At 36.0% G+C, this 25,247-nt stretch carries 23 protein-coding genes; 16 read left to right on the plus strand and 7 right to left on the minus strand.

Annotated features, from left to right (window positions below; genetic code table 11):
• Positions 1-110: 110 nt before the first annotated feature.
• Positions 111-761 (minus strand): LytTR family DNA-binding domain-containing protein, encoded by a 651-nt coding sequence (locus ACQKM9_RS18380; RefSeq protein ID WP_427735839.1) that lies wholly within the window; start codon positions 759-761, stop codon positions 111-113.
• 423 nt (positions 762-1,184) lie between these two features.
• Between ACQKM9_RS18380 and ACQKM9_RS18385 the strand changes: the two genes are divergently transcribed.
• The 4 genes from ACQKM9_RS18385 (at position 1,185) to ACQKM9_RS18400 (ending at position 4,050) form a co-directional block, all read left to right on the plus strand.
• Complete coding sequence (locus ACQKM9_RS18385; protein WP_427735840.1) at positions 1,185-1,970, plus strand: helix-turn-helix transcriptional regulator; 786 nt, start codon at positions 1,185-1,187, stop codon at positions 1,968-1,970.
• Positions 1,971-2,062: 92 nt separating this feature from the next.
• Positions 2,063-2,827 carry a membrane protein insertase YidC gene (gene yidC / locus ACQKM9_RS18390; RefSeq protein WP_427735841.1) on the plus strand — a complete coding sequence of 255 codons (765 nt, stop codon included), beginning with the start codon at positions 2,063-2,065 and terminating at the stop codon, positions 2,825-2,827.
• Positions 2,828-2,879: 52 nt separating this feature from the next.
• Positions 2,880-3,125: a hypothetical protein gene (locus tag ACQKM9_RS18395; protein WP_053419194.1), complete on the plus strand. Its 246-nt coding sequence runs from the start codon at positions 2,880-2,882 to the stop codon at positions 3,123-3,125.
• A 169-nt stretch (positions 3,126-3,294) separates the two neighbouring features.
• A complete protein-coding gene (locus ACQKM9_RS18400; RefSeq protein WP_427735842.1) occupies positions 3,295-4,050 on the plus strand; it encodes a M15 family metallopeptidase in 756 nt (251 codons plus the stop codon).
• Between the two features lie 54 nt (positions 4,051-4,104).
• On the opposite strand, the gene cls is transcribed toward ACQKM9_RS18400, so the two are convergent.
• The gene (gene cls, locus ACQKM9_RS18405; protein WP_427735843.1) at positions 4,105-5,535 is read right to left on the minus strand and encodes a cardiolipin synthase; all 1,431 of its coding nucleotides are present in this window, start codon (positions 5,533-5,535) and stop codon (positions 4,105-4,107) included.
• 180 nt (positions 5,536-5,715) lie between these two features.
• On the opposite strand from cls, the gene ACQKM9_RS18410 reads away from it, so the two are divergent.
• The 3 genes from ACQKM9_RS18410 to ACQKM9_RS18420 all read left to right on the plus strand — a co-directional run bounded on the left by ACQKM9_RS18410 (position 5,716) and on the right by ACQKM9_RS18420 (position 9,971).
• Positions 5,716-7,107, plus strand: coding sequence for an L-cystine transporter (locus tag ACQKM9_RS18410; RefSeq protein WP_427735844.1), 1,392 nt, complete (start codon positions 5,716-5,718; stop codon positions 7,105-7,107).
• Positions 7,108-7,246: 139 nt separating this feature from the next.
• The gene (locus ACQKM9_RS18415; RefSeq protein WP_427735845.1) at positions 7,247-8,245 is read left to right on the plus strand and encodes a DUF4097 family beta strand repeat-containing protein; all 999 of its coding nucleotides are present in this window, start codon (positions 7,247-7,249) and stop codon (positions 8,243-8,245) included.
• A gap of 154 nt (positions 8,246-8,399) precedes the next feature.
• A complete protein-coding gene (locus ACQKM9_RS18420; protein WP_427735846.1) occupies positions 8,400-9,971 on the plus strand; it encodes an aminotransferase class V-fold PLP-dependent enzyme in 1,572 nt (523 codons plus the stop codon).
• Between the two features lie 48 nt (positions 9,972-10,019).
• Here the strand turns inward: ACQKM9_RS18420 and ACQKM9_RS18425 are convergent, their stop codons facing one another.
• On the minus strand, positions 10,020-11,264 hold the full coding sequence (locus ACQKM9_RS18425) for a helix-turn-helix domain-containing protein (protein WP_427735847.1): 1,245 nt from the start codon (positions 11,262-11,264) through the stop codon (positions 10,020-10,022).
• Between the two features lie 134 nt (positions 11,265-11,398).
• Between ACQKM9_RS18425 and ACQKM9_RS18430 the strand changes: the two genes are divergently transcribed.
• On the plus strand, positions 11,399-12,703 hold the full coding sequence (locus tag ACQKM9_RS18430; protein WP_427735848.1) for an MFS transporter: 1,305 nt from the start codon (positions 11,399-11,401) through the stop codon (positions 12,701-12,703).
• A gap of 20 nt (positions 12,704-12,723) precedes the next feature.
• On the opposite strand, the gene ACQKM9_RS18435 is transcribed toward ACQKM9_RS18430, so the two are convergent.
• The 3 genes from ACQKM9_RS18435 to ACQKM9_RS18445 all read right to left on the minus strand — a co-directional run bounded on the left by ACQKM9_RS18435 (position 12,724) and on the right by ACQKM9_RS18445 (position 14,791).
• Positions 12,724-13,887, minus strand: coding sequence for an MFS transporter (locus ACQKM9_RS18435; RefSeq protein WP_427735849.1), 1,164 nt, complete (start codon positions 13,885-13,887; stop codon positions 12,724-12,726).
• Between the two features lie 355 nt (positions 13,888-14,242).
• On the minus strand, positions 14,243-14,470 hold the full coding sequence (locus ACQKM9_RS18440; RefSeq protein WP_427735850.1) for a copper ion binding protein: 228 nt from the start codon (positions 14,468-14,470) through the stop codon (positions 14,243-14,245).
• A 12-nt stretch (positions 14,471-14,482) separates the two neighbouring features.
• Positions 14,483-14,791 carry a metal-sensing transcriptional repressor gene (locus ACQKM9_RS18445; protein ID WP_053419204.1) on the minus strand — a complete coding sequence of 103 codons (309 nt, stop codon included), beginning with the start codon at positions 14,789-14,791 and terminating at the stop codon, positions 14,483-14,485.
• A 332-nt stretch (positions 14,792-15,123) separates the two neighbouring features.
• Between ACQKM9_RS18445 and ACQKM9_RS18450 the strand changes: the two genes are divergently transcribed.
• On the plus strand, positions 15,124-15,261 hold the full coding sequence (locus tag ACQKM9_RS18450; RefSeq protein ID WP_164491933.1) for an Lmo0850 family protein: 138 nt from the start codon (positions 15,124-15,126) through the stop codon (positions 15,259-15,261).
• A 122-nt stretch (positions 15,262-15,383) separates the two neighbouring features.
• On the opposite strand, the gene ACQKM9_RS18455 is transcribed toward ACQKM9_RS18450, so the two are convergent.
• Positions 15,384-16,577: an FtsW/RodA/SpoVE family cell cycle protein gene (locus ACQKM9_RS18455; RefSeq protein ID WP_427735851.1), complete on the minus strand. Its 1,194-nt coding sequence runs from the start codon at positions 16,575-16,577 to the stop codon at positions 15,384-15,386.
• Positions 16,578-16,723: 146 nt separating this feature from the next.
• Between ACQKM9_RS18455 and ACQKM9_RS18460 the strand changes: the two genes are divergently transcribed.
• From ACQKM9_RS18460 to ACQKM9_RS18490, 7 genes are all read left to right on the plus strand, one after another.
• On the plus strand, positions 16,724-17,482 hold the full coding sequence (locus ACQKM9_RS18460) for a hypothetical protein (protein ID WP_427735859.1): 759 nt from the start codon (positions 16,724-16,726) through the stop codon (positions 17,480-17,482).
• Positions 17,483-17,695: 213 nt separating this feature from the next.
• A complete protein-coding gene (locus ACQKM9_RS18465; protein ID WP_427735852.1) occupies positions 17,696-18,766 on the plus strand; it encodes a D-alanine--D-alanine ligase in 1,071 nt (356 codons plus the stop codon).
• A gap of 27 nt (positions 18,767-18,793) precedes the next feature.
• Complete coding sequence (locus ACQKM9_RS18470) at positions 18,794-20,161, plus strand: UDP-N-acetylmuramoyl-tripeptide--D-alanyl-D-alanine ligase (protein ID WP_427735853.1); 1,368 nt, start codon at positions 18,794-18,796, stop codon at positions 20,159-20,161.
• A gap of 95 nt (positions 20,162-20,256) precedes the next feature.
• Positions 20,257-20,946: an alpha/beta hydrolase gene (locus ACQKM9_RS18475; RefSeq protein ID WP_427735854.1), complete on the plus strand. Its 690-nt coding sequence runs from the start codon at positions 20,257-20,259 to the stop codon at positions 20,944-20,946.
• Between the two features lie 343 nt (positions 20,947-21,289).
• Positions 21,290-22,864, plus strand: a complete 1,575-nt coding sequence (locus tag ACQKM9_RS18480) for a DEAD/DEAH box helicase (RefSeq protein ID WP_427735855.1) — start codon at positions 21,290-21,292, stop codon at positions 22,862-22,864.
• A gap of 172 nt (positions 22,865-23,036) precedes the next feature.
• Positions 23,037-23,516 (plus strand): PH domain-containing protein, encoded by a 480-nt coding sequence (locus ACQKM9_RS18485; protein ID WP_427735856.1) that lies wholly within the window; start codon positions 23,037-23,039, stop codon positions 23,514-23,516.
• On the plus strand, positions 23,509-25,077 hold the full coding sequence (locus ACQKM9_RS18490; RefSeq protein WP_427735857.1) for a PH domain-containing protein: 1,569 nt from the start codon (positions 23,509-23,511) through the stop codon (positions 25,075-25,077). The genes ACQKM9_RS18485 and ACQKM9_RS18490 overlap by 8 nt, the downstream gene beginning before the upstream one ends.
• The last annotated feature ends 170 nt before the right edge of the window (positions 25,078-25,247 follow it).

Below are 25,247 nucleotides of genomic sequence, written 5' to 3' on the forward strand. Positions count from 1 at the left end.
TCACATTTGCTCGGAAAAAGCATGAAAAGGCTTAAAACTAGCGAAAAAGAGAAAAAAAGCGCATGAACGAGAAAAAGCCGTCTTAAAAGACAGCTTTTTCTTATGTTTACTTAGAATCCCAGTGAACGACGGAAATAGCTTGCGTAACGCTGACTGACAGGAATTCTTGTCCCATCCTTCATGATTAATAAGAAGGTTGAATGAGAATCTGGTTGGATTTCTTCAATAAAGTCGATATTAACAATGTATGATCGATGGCAACGGATGAAAGAGTCCGGAGATAAGAAAAGCTCTAGATCACTTAAATTCAATCGATGGTAGCCTTCTTTGTGCATTGTTTTCACAAAAGTCTTCCGTAGTTGAGTTTCTAAATAGATAACCTCTTTATGTTTGACAGGGTACCAACAGTCATCAATTTTAATCGTAATGTAGTTTGTAAGGAAAGGAGATGGCTTTTGTGGAAAAATAGCTGTAATGGCCCCTGTGGTTTCCCCTTCTTCCATTAACGGAATACTCATTCCATAGTAAGGAATGCCGAACACTTCAGGTTCGATAAATGAATTGATTTTTTGTCCGTAACGAAGAGCTTGGTGAGTTGCTGAACCTTCAGGGATTAAGTCACCCGGTTTGATTTTTAAATCAACTTTTTTGCTTGGCTGATAATATAAGTATTCTTCAGTATCTGAAATAACGATTGAAGTGTTATCAGGGAAAAACTCCTTAATAATCTGTATCAATTCCTCGATAGATCGTGGATCCATAAATCCTTACCTCGTTTCTTTCCATTCTTAAGTACTTTCTCAACATTTTACTATAGTTTAAAGAGGAATTTAAGTAAATAGATTGATTGGAATTTTAAAAAATTTATTGTTGGATTTAGGGTGAAACAAAAGGTACATACTTTGCTTGGTTAATACTATAGTTTTGTCATAAGAGTTTGTAAAGAATTGTGGCTTATATTCCAATGCAAACAAAAACATGCCCTTAAATTATTATTAATGGATAAATTATGTATAATATATATAAATCACCTGTAAAATTAGTGAGAATAACGACCTATAATATATTTTTTTACAAATTTTGCTTAGAAAGGCATAAAACTATTTTCATATTACCAATTTCGTTATATAGTTATTTAAAGTCTATTATAAAACATGCGCATATTGTAGAAAGATGGGGAGTATATGCTACAACACCAATATTCTATTTCAGAAGCTATTTCAAAGAGGTATTTCCAAGAGATTGAAACGATGAACCGTTATGAGGGTATTGAAAGATTTTTTGAAATTGAATCCCAATTGTTGAGAGAGATTTATCAATTAGAGGCTGAAGCTTCTAAGGAATCTTTGCGTCGTCTAATCGATATATTATCAGAGCGATCTGGGAAGCACTTTTTCAGAGCAATCAGACATTATTTTGTTGTACTTTCATCAGTTGTTACCAGAAAGCTTATTGAAAATCAGGCACCATCTAAAAAGGCATTTGCCTTTAACGCCGCTTGCGTTGAGATGATTGATCAACGTATGAATGATGCAGAATTTTTGCAGTTTGCGGATGATTTAATAGAGTTCTATATTTATGTGATTTCTGAAAGAAAACAACCTTCTTACAAGCATCAAACTGTCAATAAAGTCATTATGTTTATCGATGATGAGGTGGAGACAGACTTATCTGTAGAGGATATTGCTTTGTACTTTACAATCAGTACAAGCCATCTGTCGCGTATTTTTAAGGAGCATGTGGGAATTACATTGGTAGAGTATTTGAACGTAAGACGTGTAGAGGAATCGCAATATTATTTAAGGCATACAAATAAAAGTATTTCAGATATTTCAGAGCAATTTCACTTCTGTAACCAGAGCTACTATACACGTATTTTCAAGAAGTATGTGGGGCTGACTCCTAAGCACTTTAGGGATCAACCAAATCATGAGTACTTTCGTTTTCAACTACCAGACCGAAATATTTGAAAATATTGATAGTTTGCTCCTTCTTTGATTTGATATGTACCTTATATTTAAGGTATACTTCACTATAGTTTGAGAAATTGTAGGTGAGAAAATTGAAGAAGAAACTTGGGTTACTCTCAATGCTTGGTTTGACGCCATTTGTGCTAGCTGGTTGTGATTCAGTGAAAAACCAAGAAGGCTTTTTTTATAGCTTGTTCGTAAAGCCAATGGAATTTGTTTTAGATTTCTTTGGAAATACGTTATTTACAGATAGTTACGGATTGGCGATCATCTTAATTACGGTTCTTATTCGACTTATCTTGATGCCGTTTATGCTTAAAAACTATAAGCATCAACAAGGTATGAAGACGAAAATGGATAAGTTAAAACCTGAAATGGATGATATCCAAAAGAAATTGAAAGCAGCAAAAACAAAAGAAGAACAAATGGCATTGCAACAAGAAATGATGGGTTTATATCGTAAACATGGTGTCAATCCATTGAATATGGGTTGTTTACCAGTAGTGATACAAATGCCGATCATCATGGGGCTTTATTATGCAATCCTTTATTCGACTGAGGTTAAAACACATGAATTCTTATGGTTTAGCCTAGGTAAACCAGATATTATTATGACATTGATTGCTGGTGCGATTTATTTCGTTCAAGCACAAGTGTCGTTATGGACTGTTCCTGAACAGCAAAAGTCGCAAATGAAATTGATGATGTATATTTCACCAATTATGATTATGTTCATCTCATTCTCTAGTATGGCAGCATTACCACTTTACTGGTCTGTCAGCGGTGCGATTTTAATATTCCAAACATATCTTGGTCGTAAGTTCTATTCGCAACATCCAGAAAAAGCAGCAGAATAGTAATACAATGATCGGGGCAGATAGTGTCCCGATTTTTTTGGAGGAAAATACTTTGAAAGCAAAACAAATTACGGGTGTACTTGTTGTCATTACGAGTTTATTGGCTCTATATTTTATCATTAAACAAAATTTTAATGTAGCTATACTCTTCATGACATTAATGTTCACCGTTACAAATGGATTTAGAGCAAAAGATTTTAAGGAAAAAGGTTTTGAAAAAGAGGCTAAATGGATGCGAGGAATGTCTATTTTCTTCGGTGTAGCTACGTTAGCGATTTTAGTAGTGAATTTCATATAACCTTATTATGAAACGGTATCTTGCGATTGCTAGATATCGTTTTTATTGTTAAACGAAACATTATTGCAAATAAATCGTCTATATAAAAGGGAACTGGTAATTGATAATTCAATAGAATCACTATAAAATGATGAAAAATATACAAAAGAAGGATAGGTATCGATTTGTGATGAGTAAAAATAACCATATCGAATTTCCATTTAAGATGATGGCCTCATTTGCAGTTTTCGCGCTAATGATGTCAGGTTGTGGAAATGAAAATGCCGAAAATAAGGATGAACAATCATCAAAAAAAACTGAAACATTCCAAGAGGATTTAAAAACGCAAGATCAAAAAAAGAATGAACAAAAAGTAGTACGTGATGCTGGTGGTTATATCGAGGGACAAGAGCTTCCTAAAGAAGCGACTTATATAAGCGATTTGTTAATCGCTAGTAAAAGATATCCTTTACCTGCCGATTTTGCTCCAGGTGAAGATCCTGATGCACGTGAAGCCTTTGAAGAATTAAATGCTGCGGCTGTACTTGAAGGATATACTTTTAATGCTTTTAGTACATATCGTTCTTATGATCGTCAAGTTGAGTTGTATGCTAATTATGTAAATAGGGATGGTAAAGAGGCAGCAGATACGTATAGTGCTCGCCCTGGTTATTCTGAACATCAAACAGGGTTAGCTTTTGATATTGGAGAGGTAGGAAATGAACAGTTCTTTGCCGATGAAGGTTTCGGTACAACTGCAGCAGGGCAATGGCTTGCAAAAAATGCCCATAAATATGGTTTTGTTATGCGCTATCCTGAAGGAAAAGAAGATGTCACAGGTTATATGCATGAATCTTGGCATTTCCGTTATGTAGGTAAAGATATTGCTAAAGATATTTATAAAAATAACAGTACATTAGAAGAATACTTAGAAATCGAAAAATAAAATGCTATATAATAGGAAAGCCTTCTGAACATAAATTCAGAAGGCTTTTATTGTTTATAAAATTGGTGATAGTAGACGAGATACGGATTCTTTCATTTTTATTATACGAGAACGGTTTGCGTATCTTTCGGGTGTTAATTCAGTACTTAACTGCATATCTTGCTCAAACAATTCTGCTAATTGATGGGAAGTTTCTCGATCATAGATAAATGCATTTACTTCAAAATTTAGTTTAAAACTTCGGTAGTCAATATTAGCTGTACCTACTGTAGAGGCTTCATCATCGATGACGATCATTTTTGAATGCAAGAAACCATTTTCATAAATATAGATTTTAGCCCCGGCTTTAATGAGTTGACCAATATATGAATAGGTTGCCCAGTAAACAAACATATGATCAGGTTTGTTAGGAATCATAATACGCACATCAATCCCTGATAAACAAGCAATTCTCACTGCATCCATAAAACTATCATCAGGAATGAAATATGGTGTTTGAATATAAACGTATTTCTTAGCCATACCAATTAGTTTTACATAGCCGATTTTAATTTGTTCCCATTCTGAATCAGGTCCACTAGAAACTATTTGCAAACCAACTTCACCTTTACGGGAAAAAGTAGGGAAGTATCGATCAGAATATTCAATATCCTGGTTATCAGAAGCTTGATTCCAGTCTAAAATGAAGCGAGTTTGAATTGGATGTACAGAACTTCCTTCTATACGTAAATGTGTGTCACGCCAGTAGCCGAATTTTTTGTTTAATCCAAGGTATTCGTCACCGACATTAAATCCGCCGAGGTATCCTGTTCGACCATCCACAATAACGAGCTTGCGGTGATTTCGGTAATTCAAACGGGGATTAATGAGAGGTAAGATTGATGGGAAAAATACTTCCACCTCACCACCTGCCTCTATCAACTCCTTGAAATGTCGCTTGTGTACTCCTCTAGAACCCATTTCATCATATAATACTCTTACTTGTATCCCTTGCTTTGCTTTTTTTATTAATTCATTGTATATATGTCTTCCCAAGTTATCCATTTTGAAAATATAGTATTGAATATGGATATGATCCTTTGCAGTTTCAATATCTCTTAGCAAAGCTTTAAATTTTTCAGCACCATCAGAATAAATCTTTACAGCGTTGTCTTGTGTTAGTACAGCATGATTTGAACTTAGGTGCATATAGATAAGGTCTTTATAATGAGCTGCATCATCTAAACGGTATTCAAACGTACTATCTTCAATTGCTTGCATTTGATAATTGATTAGTTTTTCAATCCCAATTTTCTTGCGACCTTCCCATCGGAAAAGGTGCTTTTTACGTAATTTGCGACCTAATAATAAATAAAGTATGAAACCGCCTACTGGGAAGAAGAAAAGGACTAATATCCAAGCCCATGTAGAGGAAGGCTCACGTCGTTCTAAAAATATAATTGGGATTGCTAATAAGATGTTCAGCGATAAGATGATGGATACCATAAATGAAAACACCTTCTTCCATAATTTCTTTTCTTTAGTATATCTTATAAATCTATAAGAAAGAAGAATATAAAGTTCGCATATAAGTTTCTTTAAAACCTACTTGACCAATAGGGATTAATGGTTTATGGTATTCTATATAATTATCATTTATGTTTTTCTTTACTAGGAGGATTTACTGTGAATATTTTATTGACATCACTCAATGTTGTAGTACTTTTACTGCTCATTGGTTTATTAATTATTATGCACCGCAAACATATATCTTTTTCAAAAAGGGTATTTGCTGGTCTAGGTTTAGGAATTATATACGGGTTAATCTTGCACTTTGCGTATGGCGTTGATGCACAAGTATTAGAAGATTCAGTTGGATGGTTTAGCATCATTGGATCGGGATATGTAAAATTACTTCAAATGGTTGTAATGCCATTAGTATTTATCTCTATACTTTCAGCGTTTACGAAAGTCATTATCGGTAAAAACTTTGGGAAAATGGCTACACTTATTTTATTTATCTTAGTTGGTACAACGGCGGTCGCCGCTGCGGTGGGTATTGCTTCTGCTGTAGGCTTTCAATTGGATGCATCACAAATCGTCCAAGGTGATGCAGAGATGCAACGTGGTGAAGATATTGCTGCAAAATCAGCAGATATTGGTGAAAAAACGTTGCCACAACAAATTATTGATTTGCTCCCAGCTAATCCATTTTTAGATTTAACAGGTGCTCGTTCTACTTCAACAATTGCAGTTGTTATTTTCGCAGCATTCCTAGGGTTTGCTTATTTAGCAGTTAAACGTCAAGACGAAAAGACAGCTGATACAATAAAAGTAGGGATTGATGCAATCTATGCTTTAGTAATGGGTGTAGTGAAAATCGTTTTACGTTTAACACCATTCGGTATTTTGGCAATTATGGCGTCAACAGTTGCAACATCAGATTTTAGTGCAATATACAATATGGGTAAATTCGTTATCGCTTCATATGTAGCGTTGTTCGTAATGTTCATTGTTCACTTATTGATTGTGACTGTGTCAGGTTTAAATCCAATTACTTATGTAAAAAAAGTGGCACCAACATTATTGTTTGCCTTCACTTCACGTTCTAGTGCAGGTGCATTACCGCTTAATATTCAAACACAAACAAATCGTTTAGGTGTTTCAGAAGGAGTAGCAAATTTCTCTGGTTCATTTGGTTTATCAATTGGTCAAAATGGGTGTGCAGGTATCTATCCAGCTATGCTGGCTGTTATGATTGCGCCAAGTGTTGGAATTAACCCATTAGAACCATCATTTATTTTCACGTTGATTGCTGTAGTAGCAATTAGCTCTTTCGGTGTGGCAGGTGTTGGCGGTGGTGCAACATTCGCGGCAATTCTTGTATTATCAGCGATGAATTTACCAGTAGCCCTTGCAGGTGTTTTAATTTCTGTTGAGCCATTAATTGATATGGGGCGTACAGCTTTAAATGTAAATGGTTCAATGACTGCAGGTGTTGTAACTGCACGTGTGACAGGTGAATTGGATAAAGATATTTATAACACTGAAACATCACAAGAACTAACTGAAATTTAATGTACTTAATGAAAGCCTGCTCTAGTATTACTTAGATCAGGCTTTTTTTACATCTAGAATCCTTTTTTAAATACGTCTCTGGTCTGATATGGTATATCTTTCTTTTTGATATAGTAAAATAAAGGAAAGAGGTGCTGTGGTGAAGAAAGTATTGGTAAGTATATTCTTAATAGCAATAATTATAGTTTGTGGCTTTTATTATTTTACTGGATTGAAAATGAAAAATGCGATTATCGAGAAAGAGATTGAGGTAACAGATATAGATGAGATTGAGTTAATAAGCTCGTCTATTGACATTGAAGTCGTTGAAGGTAAAGGGGATAAAGCGGTTTTCACTATATCAGGGAGAGCAAATCCTAATTTGACAAAGAAGGCTTCTTTAGATGTAAAGAAAACTGATCGCACTATTGTAGCTGAAGCAAAATTTAAAAGATTATTCTCATTTTTTGGTTTCAATAGAGGGTCGGTCCACTTAAAAGTAGCATTGCCTAAAGCTACGTATGAAAAAATATTAGTAAATACTTCGTCAGGTGATGTAGCGTATATAGATATTGCTACGAAAGGGTTAGCTATTCATACCGCTTCAGGTGATATAGTTGGGAATAATATTACTGTAGATGGTGACATAGAACTAACTACTTCTAGTGGAGATATTAGCGTCCGAGATATGCAAGCGAAGAAAGTTATAATGGATGCAACTTCAGGAGATGTTACAGGTCAAAGCATTACCATCGATGGTGAAGCAAAATTAACCACATCTAGTGGAGATATAGGCACTCAGGATGTAAAAGCAAAGAGCATAATAATGAATAGTACATCGGGAGAGATAGTTGCGGATTATTTATCTGGAGATACTACAGCTAAAACTAGCTCTGGCGATATTGCGGTTTTAGTAAATACATTGAATGGAAATATAACGCTTAGTACTGCAAGTGGAGATACGGCTGTAATTTTGAAAAACAAGGCAGATAATTTAAGTGTAGATTTCATGAGTGATTCAGGAGATGCAACAGTAATATATGCTGGTATGACTTTTAAAGAGAAAAAAGATCATCGAATCGTGGGGGAAATCGGTAACGGAAACCCGGTCGTGAAATCCCGAACAAATTCAGGTGATTTTGAATTAATCGCACAATAATACAAAATGGGAAATTACCTCCTTTTTTTCGTAGCCATTTAGCTATAAAATGAAAGTAGAAGAAAATATTCCTATTTTGTGATTAATAGTATTTATATGGAAACTTCTATTTAAACATTTCGTTATTATAGTAAAACGTTAAAGGGGCTTTTCTATGTATTGGTGTAAAATTGCGCAGACAGAACATGAATTTGATGAAATCGCCAAACTTAACTACGAAACATTTGTAGAAGAAATCCCTCAGCATGAGCCAAATCCTAGCGGTCGACGAGTGGATGCTTTTCATCATGAAAATATGTACTTAGTTGTACTGAAGGATGAAGAGCTCGTTGGTATGGTTGCTTTTCGAGATATTCGACCTTTCTCTTTGGATAATAAGATTGGTCCAGTGGAAAAGTTATTACCGGCAGATGCTTTATTAGGGAAGCTTTGTGAGGTACGATTGTTAGCTGTTAAGAAGGAGCATCGAAATGGACGTGTCTTTTTTATACTGACACGAGCTCTAATCGACTATGCTTATGAAAATGGCTATGGCGCTGCAGTTATCTCTGGTACTGTACGTGAAGAAAAATTGTATATACAAATGGGCTTTGAGGCATTTTCAGAGCCAGTTGGGGCAGTTGATGCAAAATTTATCCCGATGGTGTTAACGACTGAGCGCTATGAGAAATCGTTAGCAGGTCGTTTTAAGCTACGACGTTACTCCTTTTATCCAGGACCAGTCCAAATGACAGAGGCTATTCAAGCGCCCTTACTCAAGACGCCAGTATCTCATCGTTCCTATTCTTTTTCTAGAACGATAGGACAGGTGCGTAGTAAGTTGGAAGCGTTAAGTGGAGCACGTTATGCACACTTGCTGTTAGGAAGCGGTACATTGGCGAATGAGGCAATGATTGCACAGCTTACCAAACTCTCTGGAAGAGGATTAATTGTTACGAACGGTGCATTTGGTCAGCGCTTGCAAAAGCAAGCAGAGCGTTGGCATTTAGAACATGACTGGCTTCGTTATGATTGGGGCCAATCATTTAACGAAGCAGAATTAGAAAGTATTTTAAAACAGTCTGATTTTGAGTGGCTGTTAATGGCTCATGGTGAAACATCTACTGGAATGTTAAATAATCTAGAGATGGTACAAAATTTATGCGAGACATATAATGTGAAACTTTGTATGGATTGTGTAAGTTCTTTTGGGACATATCGCTTTTCAATGGAGAAAGTATTTATAGCAACAGCAGTTAGTGGTAAGGCAGTCGGCACAATGAGTGGTATTGCCGTAGTATTTTCAAATCATGTTATTGCAAAAAGTGAGCAACTTCCATCGTATATTGATTTAGGCAATTATTCTAATCATAATATTCCATTTACTTATCCAGCGCAGTTGATGGAGAGTTTTAACAACGCGCTATTAGCCTATACTGAAGGAAATCGCTACGATTTATTGCAAACACGATATAAAAAATTACAACAGGCAGCTATAGATGGAGACTTTACTTTCTTAACAACTGAAGGCTATCCAATGATCGTTACATTGAAAGCAGACGAATCTTTAACGAGTATGGCAGATGCTGCAGCGATGAATGGTTTCCATTTACACTACGAAAGTGCTTATTTAAAAGAGCGTGGATGGGTGCAAATTTCAATCATCCAACCTGACTTTGATGATGCATGGGAACGCTTTAAGAAATGGTATAGTAAGTATAAGGAATACAGAAAACTTAAATGTTGAATGGACTAGTTGAACTGTTAAAACTAGAACGCAAAAAAGCAGATGGCGCTAACGCCCATCTGCTTTCTTTTTTAGCTTTTCATATGTGTCATTAATAAATTGTTTATAGGGTGTATCTATAAAATGCTCGACTAAATCAACACCGATTTTAGCTTCTTCTAAAGCTTTTGCTAATTGCCCTTGTTGCTCATAGCATAAAGCTTTATAAGCATATAATTCATTTTGAAGAGATAAATCATACGGGTGGTGGAAATAATTGGGAAATTCGTCGATTTGTTCAAATGCTTCAAGTGCTTCAGTAAATCGCTTCATCCCGAATAAAGATTTACCTTTTTCAAGATAGTAAAAGGCCATTGTTTTAGTTCCTTCGCACTCATCAAACTCGTAGTATTGCTCAACAAACTCATTGCCCTTTTCGTAGTCTTTAATATAACTGTTGTAGTAATGTGCTTTCGTAAAAATGATAAAACCCTTTGTTGTGGCATCGTCTGTAAAGTCAGCATATTGAGAGAGCTTTTTTAAATAATAATGTATGTTTTGTTCGTTACCATTCATAGCTTCTTTGAACGCGGCTAATCGATAAAGATCATCGATGCGATAAAAAATGCGTGATTCTTTCGATAGTTTGATTGCTTCGTTCATGACTCCAAAACCTTCTTCATCCATCCCGATTGCCAAGTATTCAACAGCTATCATATAAAGTAAATCGAGATTTGGCAGTTCATCTATTACATAGTGATTCCATTCAATTTCTTTTTTAGCAGCTAGTAGAATATTTAACGATTCTTCGTAATTATGATTAATGAACATAGCGGATGATTTTAAAATATAGGCACGTAGCCAATCGTTCATTAAGTTCATCTTTTTGAAGGTTTGAATAGCACGATCTAATGGTTCTTCCCAATGTTTCTTCTCTACATCATATTTAGCCTCAGCATATAATACTAAAAGTTGTCCTGCTTCGTAACTAATGGGTAGTCTGTCTATATAAGGCTCAATTAGTTGTAATCTTTCAAGTTGTGGTTCAATTGCTTCTAATAATTTAGGGACCTGGATACTTTTCACTTTCTCAAGTAACTCGCGTAATTCGGATGCACTTACTTCCTCTAATAATTCACTTACTTCAATCCCGAGCTGTTCTGCAATATATGCCAAGCTATCCATAGAAGGATTGGCTTTATCATTTTCAATTAGACTGAGCATACCTTTTGTTAAACGGTCGCCTGCTAGCTCTGCTAATGTTAGCTTTCGCTCCTTGCGAATTTTACGTATTCGCGTTCCGAGAGTTTCCATACAGACACCTCACTATTTTTGAATTAGTTTAATTATATTAAACTTTATCTTGCAATGGAAGTCAAGTACATGGTATTATTTGTTTAATTAAATTAAACATTTCAATTAAATTAAACTAAAGGTGGAGATGGCAAGTGGATGAAGCGTTAAAGTTAAAGAAAGCGACTTATCATTTATGGACTTTTACGATTAGTAAAATGATTTCTTCATTGGGTTCAAATGTATTAGGATTTGGTATTAGTTTATATATTTTGGCAATGACGGGATCAGCGACTTCTTTTGCTGTAAATATGATTTGTTCTATTATTCCAAGAACGTTGTTAGCACCAATTGCAGGTATGATGGCAGACAAATATTCGAAGAAACCTATCATATTAATTGCACAAGCTTGTACCGTATTAACTATGGGTGGACTCCTTACGTATTCAGCTATATTCGGAATGTCAGTAACAGCAATCTATATTACAACAGCAATTTATTCAATTACTTCAACATTTATAGGCATTACATTTTCTTCTTCAATTGCAAATTTAGTTGATGGAGAACGTTTGCAAAAAGCGACCTCATTTAACCAAGCTTCATTATCTGTAGCGGCAATTGGTGGTCCTGCTCTTGGTGGTATGATGTATGGTTTTGTTTCGATAGAAGTATTCTTAATAATTCATATGGCTGCATACGCTACAGCCTTTTTACTCGAAGCAACAATGGATTTTAAATTGTATTCAAAAAAAGAAGATAAAAGTGAAGGAGATAAAGAAAGCTTTTTACAAAACTTTAAAGAAGGGTTTAGATATTTAAAAACAAAGCGTGTCGTCTTAATTATTATATGGGCTGCGCTTTGGATTAACTTTTTCTTCTCGGCTTTGAGTGTGGGTGGAACTTATGTGTTAGTTCAATTGTTACATGTGAATTCACGACATATCGGAATTATTGAGGCATCAGGTGCAGTTGGGATGCTTGTAGCGTCTATTTATTTCGCGACAAGAAAGCAAGTGAAATATCCGTTATTATTTTCAAAACGATCTATATTGTTATTGGCCATATCATTAGGTTTAATGACTGTTCCACTGTGGATAGATTTCCCGTATATTTGGATAGTTATTTTTTATATAACTATTTTTATAAGCTTTTCTGTATTTGGTGTATTTACGAATACACCAATTGGCGTCATGATGCAAACGGAAGTAGAGGAAGAATATCGTGGGAGAGCGTTCGGTATTCTAGAAACAATGGCGGGGGCGATGATGCCACTTGGAACGCTGCTGTTTGGGTTATTATTTGATAAGTTCCCCGCACAGTGGATCTTGCTCGGCTCAAGTAGTTTCCTTATTATCATAACGCTTTATATGCTAAGATCCTCCGTACTAAAAGAGGCTTATCCGGAATTAGCAAAAGAAACAAAGTCATTTAAATTGACAGAAAAAATCCAGCAACCATGATGGTTGCTGGATTTTCACTTTTATTCTGAAATACGTAATGTTTTTTTAGTTGATTTGAATAGTAGAATGACTAGGATACTTGCTACCGCTAGTGATGCAGAAATAAAATATGTTGAGTTTGCTTGCATTGTGAATACCCAAGTAAAGAATAGGGGCCCGATAATACGTCCCATATTATCCATTGAATATGTTATGCCAGCTGCTGTTCCGTATTTACCGCCAGATTCTTTAGATGTTAACGAAACTGTTAATGTTCTTGCTAAAGCGTTACCTGCTGTGAAGACACATAGCGCAAATCCCGCGAAAGCAAGGCTTGTTGTAAAAGGAAATAGTAATAAACCGCTTGCCGTAATAATTTGAGCGATCATTAACCATTTAGCTTCAGAACCGTCTTTAATACGACGAACAAGACCGCCTTGGACAAGGAAATCGACAAAACCACTAAATAAGAATAAAGAACCTAGTTGAGCAGAGGTGATGTTGATTTTATCCATTTGGAATAATTGGAGAGTCGATTCAACACCAGCAAGTAAAAATGTTACAACGAATGAAAATAGGAATAAGTATCGCACTCGATATTTGAAAAGTGTAGAAGCCCCTTTTGGAACAATTGCACGTTTATTAGCTTCGCCAAGTCGCTCAGGCTCTACTAACACAATACTTGCATAAATGAATAATAGGAAGATTAAAATAGCTGAGGCTGTAAATGGTAAACTCAGGCTATAATGACCAAGTAATCCGCCAATAGCTGGCCCAAAGATGAAGCCTAAACCGATTGACATCCCCATGAATCCCATATACTTATTGCGGTTTTCCTCTGTAGACATGTCACCTATAAAACCTGTGACAGCTGTATAAAGTGCTCCAGAGAATAGTCCACCGACAACGCGGGAAATGTAGAGCATTGTAAGTGAATCGATAAAGATCGAAATTAATAAGAAACTTGTGCAGAAACCGAGAAGCCCCACTAAAATTAATTTTTTACGACCCATTTTATCTGATAATATACCCCAAAGAGGAGCTGTGAAGAAGCTTGCTAAAGAATAAACTGTTAATAATCCACCTACATGCATTTTGTTAAAGCCTTGTTGTACAACAACCTCAGGCAAAATTGGAATTATTAACCCGAATCCTAAATAAACAAAAAACTGTACGGACATTAATAATAGGATGGATTTTTTCATATAATCCCTGCTTTCTATAAACATAAGTATGTTCATTTTAACGCTGTATAAATTTAGAAACAACTATAAGAGCTAAAATAAATAAGCGTTTGATTGTATCGAATTGATCACTCTTTATACCCAATCTGTAGTTCTTCTGGTTGCAGTATGAAGAACTTAATGAGACAACCATCATGACGCGTTTACCTTTTGAGGTTGCACAATTTCCTTGTTATCATAATGTGATAAGATTGAGTAATTTGTGACAACATGTGGATGTATGAATGAAAAATATTTTCTGTAAACACACACAAAACAACTGCTAGGAGCAGTTGTTTTGTGTGTGTTTAAAAATTATTAAGATAAAAGTTTTCTGTTAAGAAGGATTTACTAAGCCCTTAACGGCATATCCTGCCTCTTCAATTGCTTGTGAAATGTCTGTTTTATCCAATTTTGAATTATCATAAGCTACATCTACTGTGCTTTCTTGAAGGTTTACTGATACAGTAGCTACACCTGCAAGTGTACTAACGCCAGTTTCAATAGCTTTTACACAGTGACCACAAGACATGCCTTCTACATTTAATTGAATTGTTTCTGCCATATCAAACACTCCTTATTTTCTCATTAGTTTTTGTATAGTGGTGAGAAGTTCATCTAATACTTCGTCATCACCTTCAGCTAGTCTGTCCTTTACACAGCCTTTTAAGTGTCCGTTTAATAGCACTTTTGCGACACTATTTAAAGCTGATTGTGTTGCGGATAGTTGTGTGATGATATCGTCACAGTAAACATCCTTTTCGACCATGCCCTTAATACCGCGAATTTGACCTTCGGCGCGATTTAGTCGAGTGATTAAATCTTTTTTTACTTGCTCTGGATGGTGACTTTTACGACAAGAGTTATCGTGACATTCGTTCGTCATTTTGTTCCTCCTACGTTTGATGAAATCATTTTATCATACTATAGGGGGGTATTCAAAATTAATGATTTAAATACCTGGTTTAAATATTGCTGTTCAAGGTAGCAAAAGAGTAATAAGTAGCATGAATATTTAAAAAAACACCATTGTCAATAAGGCTTATCATGTAGTATGATTTACTTCCACTTAACATATGTAACAATATTGAAACGTATCAGATGATGAAAAAATGTTATAATAATAAGCATGAAATACTTAAATAGTGGGTATGATGTAGTTGAAACCTTTTATGGGACACTACGTCTTAAATATAAAGAAAAGAAGAGGTGGAAAGTATGGGAAGAGAAGTAGATTTGACTAAAATTGTTTCTAACTTATCAAAGCTTGGCGTTAAAGCAACGACTACAAAATCACGCTTGGAATTACTTAAAGCAATAGCACCACCAAAACAATCACCACAAACACAAAACTAACATGCTCCGCTTCGACTATACGATGTCGAAGTTTTTTTATTTTCAAAAAAAGCCCAGAGAAAACTTTTTCTCTGGGCTTTACTATGATTATTAAAAACTATGATTATTAAAAACTATGATTATTAAAACTCTTCATCCTCATCATGATTACCGAACATATAAGTGCGGTGATGGAATTTCATACTGAATACTAGGCCTAATGCCAGTGCATTTCCCATCATAGAGCTACCACCATAACTGATGAATGGTAATGGAATACCTGTAATAGGTAGTAACTGAATTGTCATACCGATGTTTTCTAATACGTGGAATGTTATCATCGCTATAATCCCAGCACAAACATAAGTACAGAACGGGTCTTTCATTTGCAAAGTTAGCTTTGTCAGATGGAAGATTAGGAAAAAGAATAAACAAATAACGACGCTTGCTCCTATAAAGCCATATTCTTCACCGATTACACTAAAGATAAAGTCAGTATGGTTTTCAGGTACATATACTTCACGACCTTGGTAACCCTTCCCGAAAATTTCACCTGAGCCAATGGCATTTAAGGATGAAATTAAGTGATAGCCATCACTAGATGCATAAGAATAAGGATCTAACCAAGAATATATTCGAGCAAATTGATAAGGGCTAAAACCTAATTTATCTTGTAGGAAGTCTTGCATATAAAGGGCCATCCATAATAAACCAGCCCCTACAGCTGCGGCACTACCTGCTATAGGTAAAATAATTTTCCAAGATATCCCCGCTACGATTACAGTGGCAGCAGTAATAGCAAAGAATACGAGCGCAGAACCTAAATCAGGCTGTTGCATAATAAATGCTAATGGAATTAATAACACGCCAAAAATTTTACCTAATAACATGAAATCTGTTTTCAAAGATCTCATAGTGTATTTTTCATGATGCTTACTGACCATTCGGGCGAGTGCGAGTATGAAAAATGTTTTCATAAATTCGGAAGGCTGAATATCACCTATAGGCAAATGGAACCAACTTTTTGCGCCATTTCGTGGTTCGGCAATTTGACCTTCTCCACCAGGAGCAATTAATAATAGAGCTAATAGGAAAATTCCAGCTCCATATAAATACCAGGACATTTTCTTGTACTGGTCGGGTTCAAAATACATCATCACACTAACAATACATGCGCCGATAAAATACCAAAATAATTGCTTAGTTACAAAGTTTGCTGCATATTGACCAGAAGTTTGAGCTGAAGAAATAGCTGTTACACTGATAATACAAAATAGGAGCATTATAAAAGCGAGCGTCCAGTCAAAACGATCGGAAAATTTTTTATTTGTATTCATTTACGTCACCTAAATTATTTAGTTTCATTTCTTATTTCATTATAGCGTATATCATTGTATCACGCTTCATAATAAAGATGGACGAAATCGAATCACAAATGTTTCAAATTATGATAATTCATCTTATAATGAGAGTTGGAAATGAGGTGATCGACTTGGCAAAAAAAATGCGAGCTGCTGATGATTTTTTGCACCACTTATATGTACATATGAATGAGATTAATCAATTTGTCATTTTTAGTGGTTTGACGTTTCAAGAATTCGTTTCTTCAGTCGGTCCGCTTCAAAATATTTTACTCTTGAAAAATGAATACGAAGACGGTTCATTTAATATGCATACACAGTTAGAATTCGTAGAAGAAAGAAGTATCCGCAAGTTTATAAAGAAAGCCTCAGATTCAAAAAAAGAGCTTTGCTGGATTGATTTCTCAGACGAAAAACGATTAAATCTTTTAACGCCACAAGAACAGGCGGAGCTATTATATATCGGTCATAAAAAAGAGCCTGTCCGTACGCCGTTTTATCACCAGTTACAAAATAAATACGTATATTTGGCCAATGAAGATGAAAAGATGTCTAAAATTTATTTTCGGGATTTACAAGATGTCGAAGAATTATTAGCTAATTTGTTTAATGCCATTATTCAAGAAAAAGAAAAGCCTGCGCCATTTTGGAGAAGAAAAGTAAAAGACAGTATACCAACTTTTACGAAAGAAATGCTTTCGAGCTTTCGCGAGGAAGTGAAGGATGGTGTATTGTTTTCAATGTACAGAATTGAAAAGCCGGACCTTGCATATGTCTTAGAATTGCGCAATATTTCCGATTTAACTTTCCCAGATGAAATTTGGGATGAGTTAAATACAATATTAAAGAAAAAGGCAGAGCAAATTATGGAAGTTCATTGAGTGCCAACTGCATTAAAAGGTTCTCCACGGATATTTCTGTGGAGAATTTTTTCATATTAGCATGCATAAATTTTCTAGAGTGCTATTATAAGTAAAGATATTTTTAATGAAAAAAGATTGAAAGTCCTGCGACTCTTCACGATGAAATCATTTCATGAATCATTTTGGTTCATGATAAACTAAAAGTACAACAAACTGGAGGACGTTTATAAAATGAAAAAAAAATTAGGCTTATTATATGGTGGTAAATCAGCTGAGCATGATGTTTCTCTTTCGACAGCAAGAGCAGTCACTCAAGCGTTAAACTTTGATAAATTTGATGTATTCCCTATTTTCATTACACGCGATGGCGCATGGAGAAAAGGAGATCAGTTAACTGCGCCAGCAGAGTCAATTGAACAATTACAATTAGGTGAAGGTACGCAGAAAAGCATTCCGAATGATGTATCAAGCTTTTTATTAAATAAAGATGAAAAAGAATTTGATGTTATTTTCCCATTACTTCATGGTACAAACGGGGAAGACGGTACAGTGCAAGGTTTATTAGAAGTATTGAACTTACCGTATGTCGGCAATGGAGTTTTAGCTTCTTCTGCAGGGATGGATAAAGTAGTGATGAAGCAATTATTCGAGCATGCAGGTTTAAAACAAGTTCCTTATGTTTACTTCATCCGTAAAGAGTGGAACAAAAATCAAGATGCATTGATTGCTAAAATGGAAGAAGAGCTAACTTGGCCGATGTTCGTTAAACCTGCAAACTTAGGTTCAAGTGTTGGGATTAGTAAAGCATCTAACCGTGATGAGTTGATTAAAGCAATTGATCTTGCGTCAAAGTATGATCGCAAAATTATTGTTGAAACTGGAATCGTTGCACGTGAAGTAGAAATGGGTGTACTCGGAAACGATTCACCAAAAGTATCCGTACCCGGTGAAATCAAACCAGTTACAGACTTTTATGATTACGATTCAAAATATAATGATAATAATACAGGTCTAATTATTCCTGCTCCAGTAACAACAGATGTTGTAGAGCGTATGAAGGATATGGCTATTCGTGCATTTAAAGTATTAGATTGTTCAGGTCTTGTTCGTGCAGATTTCTTTGTAACAGCTGAAGATGATATTGTTATTAATGAAGTAAATACGATGCCAGGATTTACGCCTGTCAGCATGTACCCGATTTTATGGCAAAATACAGGTGTCACATACTCAGATTTGATTGAACAATTGATTGATCTGGCAATTGAAAGACATGACGAAAAACAACAGCTTCAATATCAATAAGACATAAGACGCGAGTGTGATGAGATAATGAAAAAAACATTAAAGCAAATTGCAAAGTGGTTAAATTGTGATCAACAACAATTAGAAGACGTGGTTGTAACAGGAATCTCGATAAATACACGTACGTTGCAAGCCGGAGATTTATTTATCCCTTTCCGTGGAGAAAAAACAAATGGTCATCGTTATGTAACACAAGCATTTGAGAACGGTGCAGCGGCATCATTTTGGTTAAAGGATGAACCGAATCCTCCTGCTGGCCTACCATTACTTTTTGTAGATGATGCAGAAGTGGCACTTCAACAAATGGCATCAGCATATCGACAAGAGCACAGTGCAACGTTTATCGGTATTACAGGCTCTAATGGGAAGACTTCAACAAAAGACTTAGTAGCAGGTGTGTTGTCGCCATACTACAAAGTGCAAAAAACAGAAGGAAACTTTAATAATGAGCTAGGTTTACCCTTAACAATTTTATCACTAGATGAAGATACAGATTTTGCTATTCTCGAGATGGGAATGAGTGGTTTTGGTGAAATTGAATTTTTGACTAAATTAGCTAAACCACATTTTACAGCTATTACGAATATTGGAGAAGCGCATATGCAAGATCTTGGTTCAAGAGCGGGCATTGCAAAAGCGAAGTTTGAAATTGTTCAAGGTTTACAACCAGGTGGTAAGTTGTTCTATGACGGTGATGAGCCATTACTAACGCCATTTGTTACGGAACAAAAAGATTTACAAGCAGTATCATTTGGACTGAAAGGTTCAGCGGATATAACGGCGACTAATATTACGACAACTGAAAACGGTAGTTCGTTTATTGTTGAAGGTTTGTTGAATGAGGATTTCTTCATCTCTGTATTAGGAAGTCACCAAGTGAAAAATACATTGGTAGCGATTTTGATTGCGCGTGAAGTAGGGCTATCAGCCGAACAAATTCGCGAAGCTTTAAAAGAGGTTTCATTAACAAATATGCGCATGCAATTAGTAAATGGAGCGCAAGATATCTTATTTATTAATGATGCTTACAACGCAGCGCCAACTTCAATGAAGGCAGCATTACAGTTTTTACAAACGACGGAAATGCGTTCGGATAAATGGGTAGTGCTAGGAGATATGTTAGAGCTAGGTGAGCTAGAACAACAGTTCCATGAAGAAATTGCAGAGGTAATTGATAGTAAGAGCATCCATCGAGTATGTTTATTTGGACCACGTATGAAGTGGTTATACGATAAGTTGAAAAATAATCTACCAGCTGATCGTCTATTATGGACTGCAGAAGATTATGAAATAATTATTAAACACCTTCATGAAAATGCAGGGGCAAATTCTATTGTCTTGTTAAAAGGTTCACGTGGAATGGCGCTCGAAAATATATTGAACGCGTTTAAATAATATCCTATTTGTAAAAGCATCTGAAAAGGTTAAGTTCCTTTTAGATGCTTTTTTCTTATAAAATAATGGGTATACTATTAGCGGAGGGTGACATGATGACAACAGGCGTGCTATGTATTCATGGTTTTACAGGTGGACCACATGAATTAAAACCATTTGTTGACTTTTTACAGCAGAAGACGGATTGGCTTGTTCTTGTGCCGACTCTTTCAGGACATGGTGAAGAATTACATTTAGATAATTATAAAGCTGAACATTGGCTAATGGATGCGGAACTGGCTTATAAAAAGTTAGCTAAAGAAGTAGATGTAGTCATTGTTGTGGGTTTTTCGATGGGTGGACTAATAGCTCTTTATCTAGCGTTACGCTATGAAGTGGAGAAGTTGGTATTACTAAGCGCTGCGGCAAAATATATTAGCGTCCGTCAATTGTTGAAAGATATTAAAGAATTGACCAACGATTTGTTTCGTGGGGAGCTCGAGCAAAATGAGTTATATTATCGTTATGACAATAAAATTAGCAATGTTCCGATGTCATCGACGTTAGAATTCCTTCGTTTAGTGCGAAAAGTAGAACCTTATTATGAAAAAATCACAGTACCCATTTGTATAGTGCAAGGGGAAGTGGATGGAATAGTGCCAGCAATAACCGCACAATTTTTATATGATCGATTAGGGTCTACGAAAAAGCAATTAATACTTTCACCAAATGGCAAACATCATATTTGCTTTAGCGATGATAGAGATGAATGGTTTCAATCTGTACTAAACTTTTTGTTAGATTGAAAAAAATAGATAATTTTGACTGATGGATATTGATTGCATAGTGTGGATACTCGTGTTAGACTATTGAAAGCAATGGATACATTTTGTGTGAAGACTCTCCGAGATGATGGAGAGTGCTTTTTTTTGAACATTACGGTTTATTCTTTTTTGGGTTAGAATTCCCCGAGAATTGAACCGCTCGGCAAAGACCGGGCTTTACTTTATATATATAAAATTCCTCTGGAACTTAAACAGAGATATATTAAGAGACGGAAACGTTCCTCTCACAAGGCTCGATTTGCCCTATTTTCATCTGAAAATGTAACCATTTGTCAAATGCATGAGCAAAAAGGAGAATGAAACTTTGACAAATTTTTCAGAATTAAACGTTAGCGCTTCTATTCAAAAATCCCTATCACGTATGGGCTTTGAAGAAGCAACCCCAATCCAAGAAGGTACAATTTCATTTGCGAAAGAAGGACGCGACATTATCGGCCAGGCACAAACTGGTACTGGTAAAACTGCAGCGTTTGGTATTCCGCTTATCGAGAAAATTGATATCAATAATCCTGCAATCCAAGGCTTAATTATTGCCCCAACTCGCGAATTAGCAATCCAAGTTTCTGAAGAACTTCATAAAATTGGTTATGATACACGTGCACGAATTTTATCAGTATATGGTGGACAGGATATAGGTCGCCAAATCCGTGCTCTTAAAAACAAACCACAAATTATTGTTGGTACTCCTGGTCGTATTCTTGACCATATCAACCGTCGTACATTGAAATTAGATAACGTTCAAACACTTGTGTTAGACGAAGCTGATGAAATGTTAAACATGGGATTCATCGAAGATATCAATACAATTTTAGAAAACGTTCCAGCTGAACGCCAAACATTACTGTTCTCAGCTACTATGCCTGGACCAATTCGTAAAATTGCTGAGAAATTCATGAAAGATCCTGAAGTGGTTAAAATTAAATCTAAAGAAATGACAGTAGAAAACATTGAACAATTTTTCGTTAAGTCTCAAGAACGTGAAAAATTCGATATCCTTTCTCGTCTTTTAAATGTTCACCAACCAGAATTAGCGATCGTATTTGGTCGAACTAAACGTCGTGTTGATGAATTAGCTCACGCTTTAAGCATTCGCGGCTACCTTGCTGAAGGTATTCATGGTGATTTAAGCCAAGCAAAACGTATTTCAGTATTACGTCAATTCAAAGAAAATAAAATTGATGTATTAGTTGCAACTGACGTAGCAGCTCGTGGCCTTGATATTTCAGGTGTAACTCACGTTTATAACTTCGATATCCCACAAGACCCAGAATCTTACGTTCACCGTATTGGACGTACAGGTCGTGCTGGTAAATCAGGTATGGCAATTACATTTGTAACTCCACGTGAAATGGGTTACCTACGTATCGTTGAAGAAACAACTAAAAAACGTATGACAGCTCTTCGTCCACCAACAGCTGATGAAGCTTTAGTTGGCCAACAAGCTCTTGCAGTAGAACAATTAACTGAACTAGTTGAGAAAAATCACTTAAGTGATTACCGTTCAATGGCAGAAGATTTATTAGCTAAACATGAAGCTGTTGACTTAGTAGCAGCAGCTATTAAATCAATGACTAAAGAGCCGGATGATACACCAATCAAAATCACTGAAGAACGCCCATTACCACAACGTGGCGGACGTTCAAGTGGTGGTGGTAGTCGTGGCGGTCGCTCAAGTGGCGGCGGTGGCGGTTACCGTGGCGGTCGCTCAAGTGGCGGCAGCAGCCGTGGTGGAGAACGCAGCGGACGTGGCGGAGAACGTGGTGGAAGCCGTGGAGAACGTGGCGGAGATCGTGGTCGTCGTGAAGGTGGCGGTCGTCGTGAAGGCGGATCTAGCCAAGGTGGACGCACTCGTGCACCACGCAAACGTAGCGAAGACTAAAATTTACTTATTAAAGCTATCCCATTTTGGTGGGATAGCTTTTTTGTTTTCTCTATATTGGCGTAAACTTAACTATTGGACAGCTCAACTGCATCTCTGTAGACTGTAAATAAATGAAACATTTCTTACTACTCAAACGTAAAAGAGTTATAAGAGAAGAGAGGTGGACGAAGTGAGTGTAGAACCGGAATATCAAATATCAAGAAAAGGTCTAACTGTATGGCGTGTTTACGGTATCATTCAATCACTAATTGTTTTATTAGTAGCGGCAGGCGTTGGAGCATTAACGTGGTTTTTTGAATGGTATTGGTGGATATACATAATCTGCGCAGTAGTGCCGTTTGTTTTTGCATTTTTATTTATTTATTTATTTCCTAAAATACGATGGGAACATTGGCGTTACGAAGTACGTGAACAAGAAATTGAAGTGCAACATGGGTTATTTATTGTTGTTAGGACATTAGTGCCGATGGTGCGAGTACAACATGTTGATACTTCGCAAGGTCCAATATTAAAGCGTTATGGATTAGCTCAAATGACAATCTCAACTGCAGCAACGACGCATACAATTCCGGCCCTCGTTATGGCTGAGGCAGATGATTTACGAGAGCGTATATCTGGATTAGCGAGGGTGGCGGAAGACGATGTCTGATGAAAAATTTAAATTACACCCAATATCAGCTGTTATAAATTTCATTAAAGGTTTAAAGGATTTAATATTACCGTTTGTCGTTATTTTTGTTAGTAATGGCTTTAAGTTGAATTTAGATCCGCATGATGAAGAGTTTTGGGCAGATCTCGTACCATTAGCGATTGCTGGGCTCTTATTAATATTAAATTTAATTGGTGGGATTGTGAAATGGCGACGCTTTGTTTATTGGTTTGAAGACGGTGAACTGAGAGTAGAGTATGGGCTATTCGTAAAAAAGAAACGCTATATCCCATTTGAACGGATCCAAAGCTTAAATTATCAAGAGGGGATTTTCCATCGACCATTTGGGCTTGTCAAAGTCAGTGTAGAAACAGCTGGTAGTAATGATGGGAAAGCAGAAGCAGAATTGACTGCTATCACGCGAAAAGCTGCAGATATGATTGAAATTGAGATGAAACGGACAAAGAGGGAGAAGCGGCAAGTATCTACCTTAAACGAATCAGTAGATGAAATTGGCCATGATTATTTGTCTGAAGCTGATGTCAAGCTAGTCGCAAATCAACAAAAACAATATATTGAAGAGAATATTCAAAGAGATATTATCTTCAAAATGTCTATAAAGGACTTACTTGTTTTAGCAACTACATCAGGTGGTGTTGGTGTGGTATTTTCAGGGTTGGCAGCTATAGCATCGCAATTCGGAAATATAATTCCGTATGATTATTTGTATGGAGAGTTTCAAGCATTTATTAAAGTTGGTGTATTATTAATAGCGCTAGTGGTATTTTTTGTGCTCCTTGTTGCTTGGGCCATATCTGTAGTTCTAACGTTATTGAGTAATTATGGGTTCATTGTTGAACGTGAAAATGACAAAATTATTATTACGCGGGGGTTATTAGAGAAAAAGCGTATAACTATTCCAATTAATCGCATTCAAGGTATTAAAATTGTAGAGAATCCACTGCGTCAAATGTTTGGCTATGCAACGGTTGTTGTTGAAAGTGCTGGAGGTGCAGTGCTTGATAAAGATAAGAAAATTATTCTTATGCCACTTGTGAAAAGGGGCGAAGCAATGGCTCCATTACAACAATTGTTACCAGAAATCAATTGGTTACCAATATTAAAACGCTCTCCTAAAAAAGGTCGTCCATTTTACTATCGCATAGATTTTTTATGGATGCTACCATTAATAGTGTTAGTAAGTTACTTCTTCTTCCCTTATGGATTATTGTCACTAATCATTATTCCGTTAGCTATGTTACTTGGTATGTGGCAGCATAAGACTGCAGGCTATTCTGTAGAGGGGCATCAACTAACAATTAGTTATCGTTCATTTAGTAGGACAACAATCTTCATGGAGAAAAAACGTATTCAGCAGATGAGTTTGCGACAAACGTATTTTCAAAGAAAAAAAGGTGTCGCTTCAATTGGAACGACGATTATGTCAGGTTCAATGGGGTCATCCGCTGTGATTGCTTATTTTGAAAAAAATGATATGGAGAAAATAATGGCTTGGTATAAACCGAATACGAAACAGGCTCATGATGAACAGCAGGTTTAGGGGCCATAAGAAAAAAGCTGTTGAGTAAGAAAGGGACTGACCCCAAAAGTATAGACAAATAAAAAAAGCATCTTTGATTGAATTCGGGTTTAGATACCTAAAATTCAATTAGGAGGTGTTTTTTTATGGGAACAAGAGTGAGTTATCCATATGATTTGAAAATGAAGGCT

The organism is Viridibacillus sp. NPDC093762 (assembly GCF_050279675.1).
GTDB lineage: Bacteria > Bacillota > Bacilli > Bacillales_A > Planococcaceae > Viridibacillus.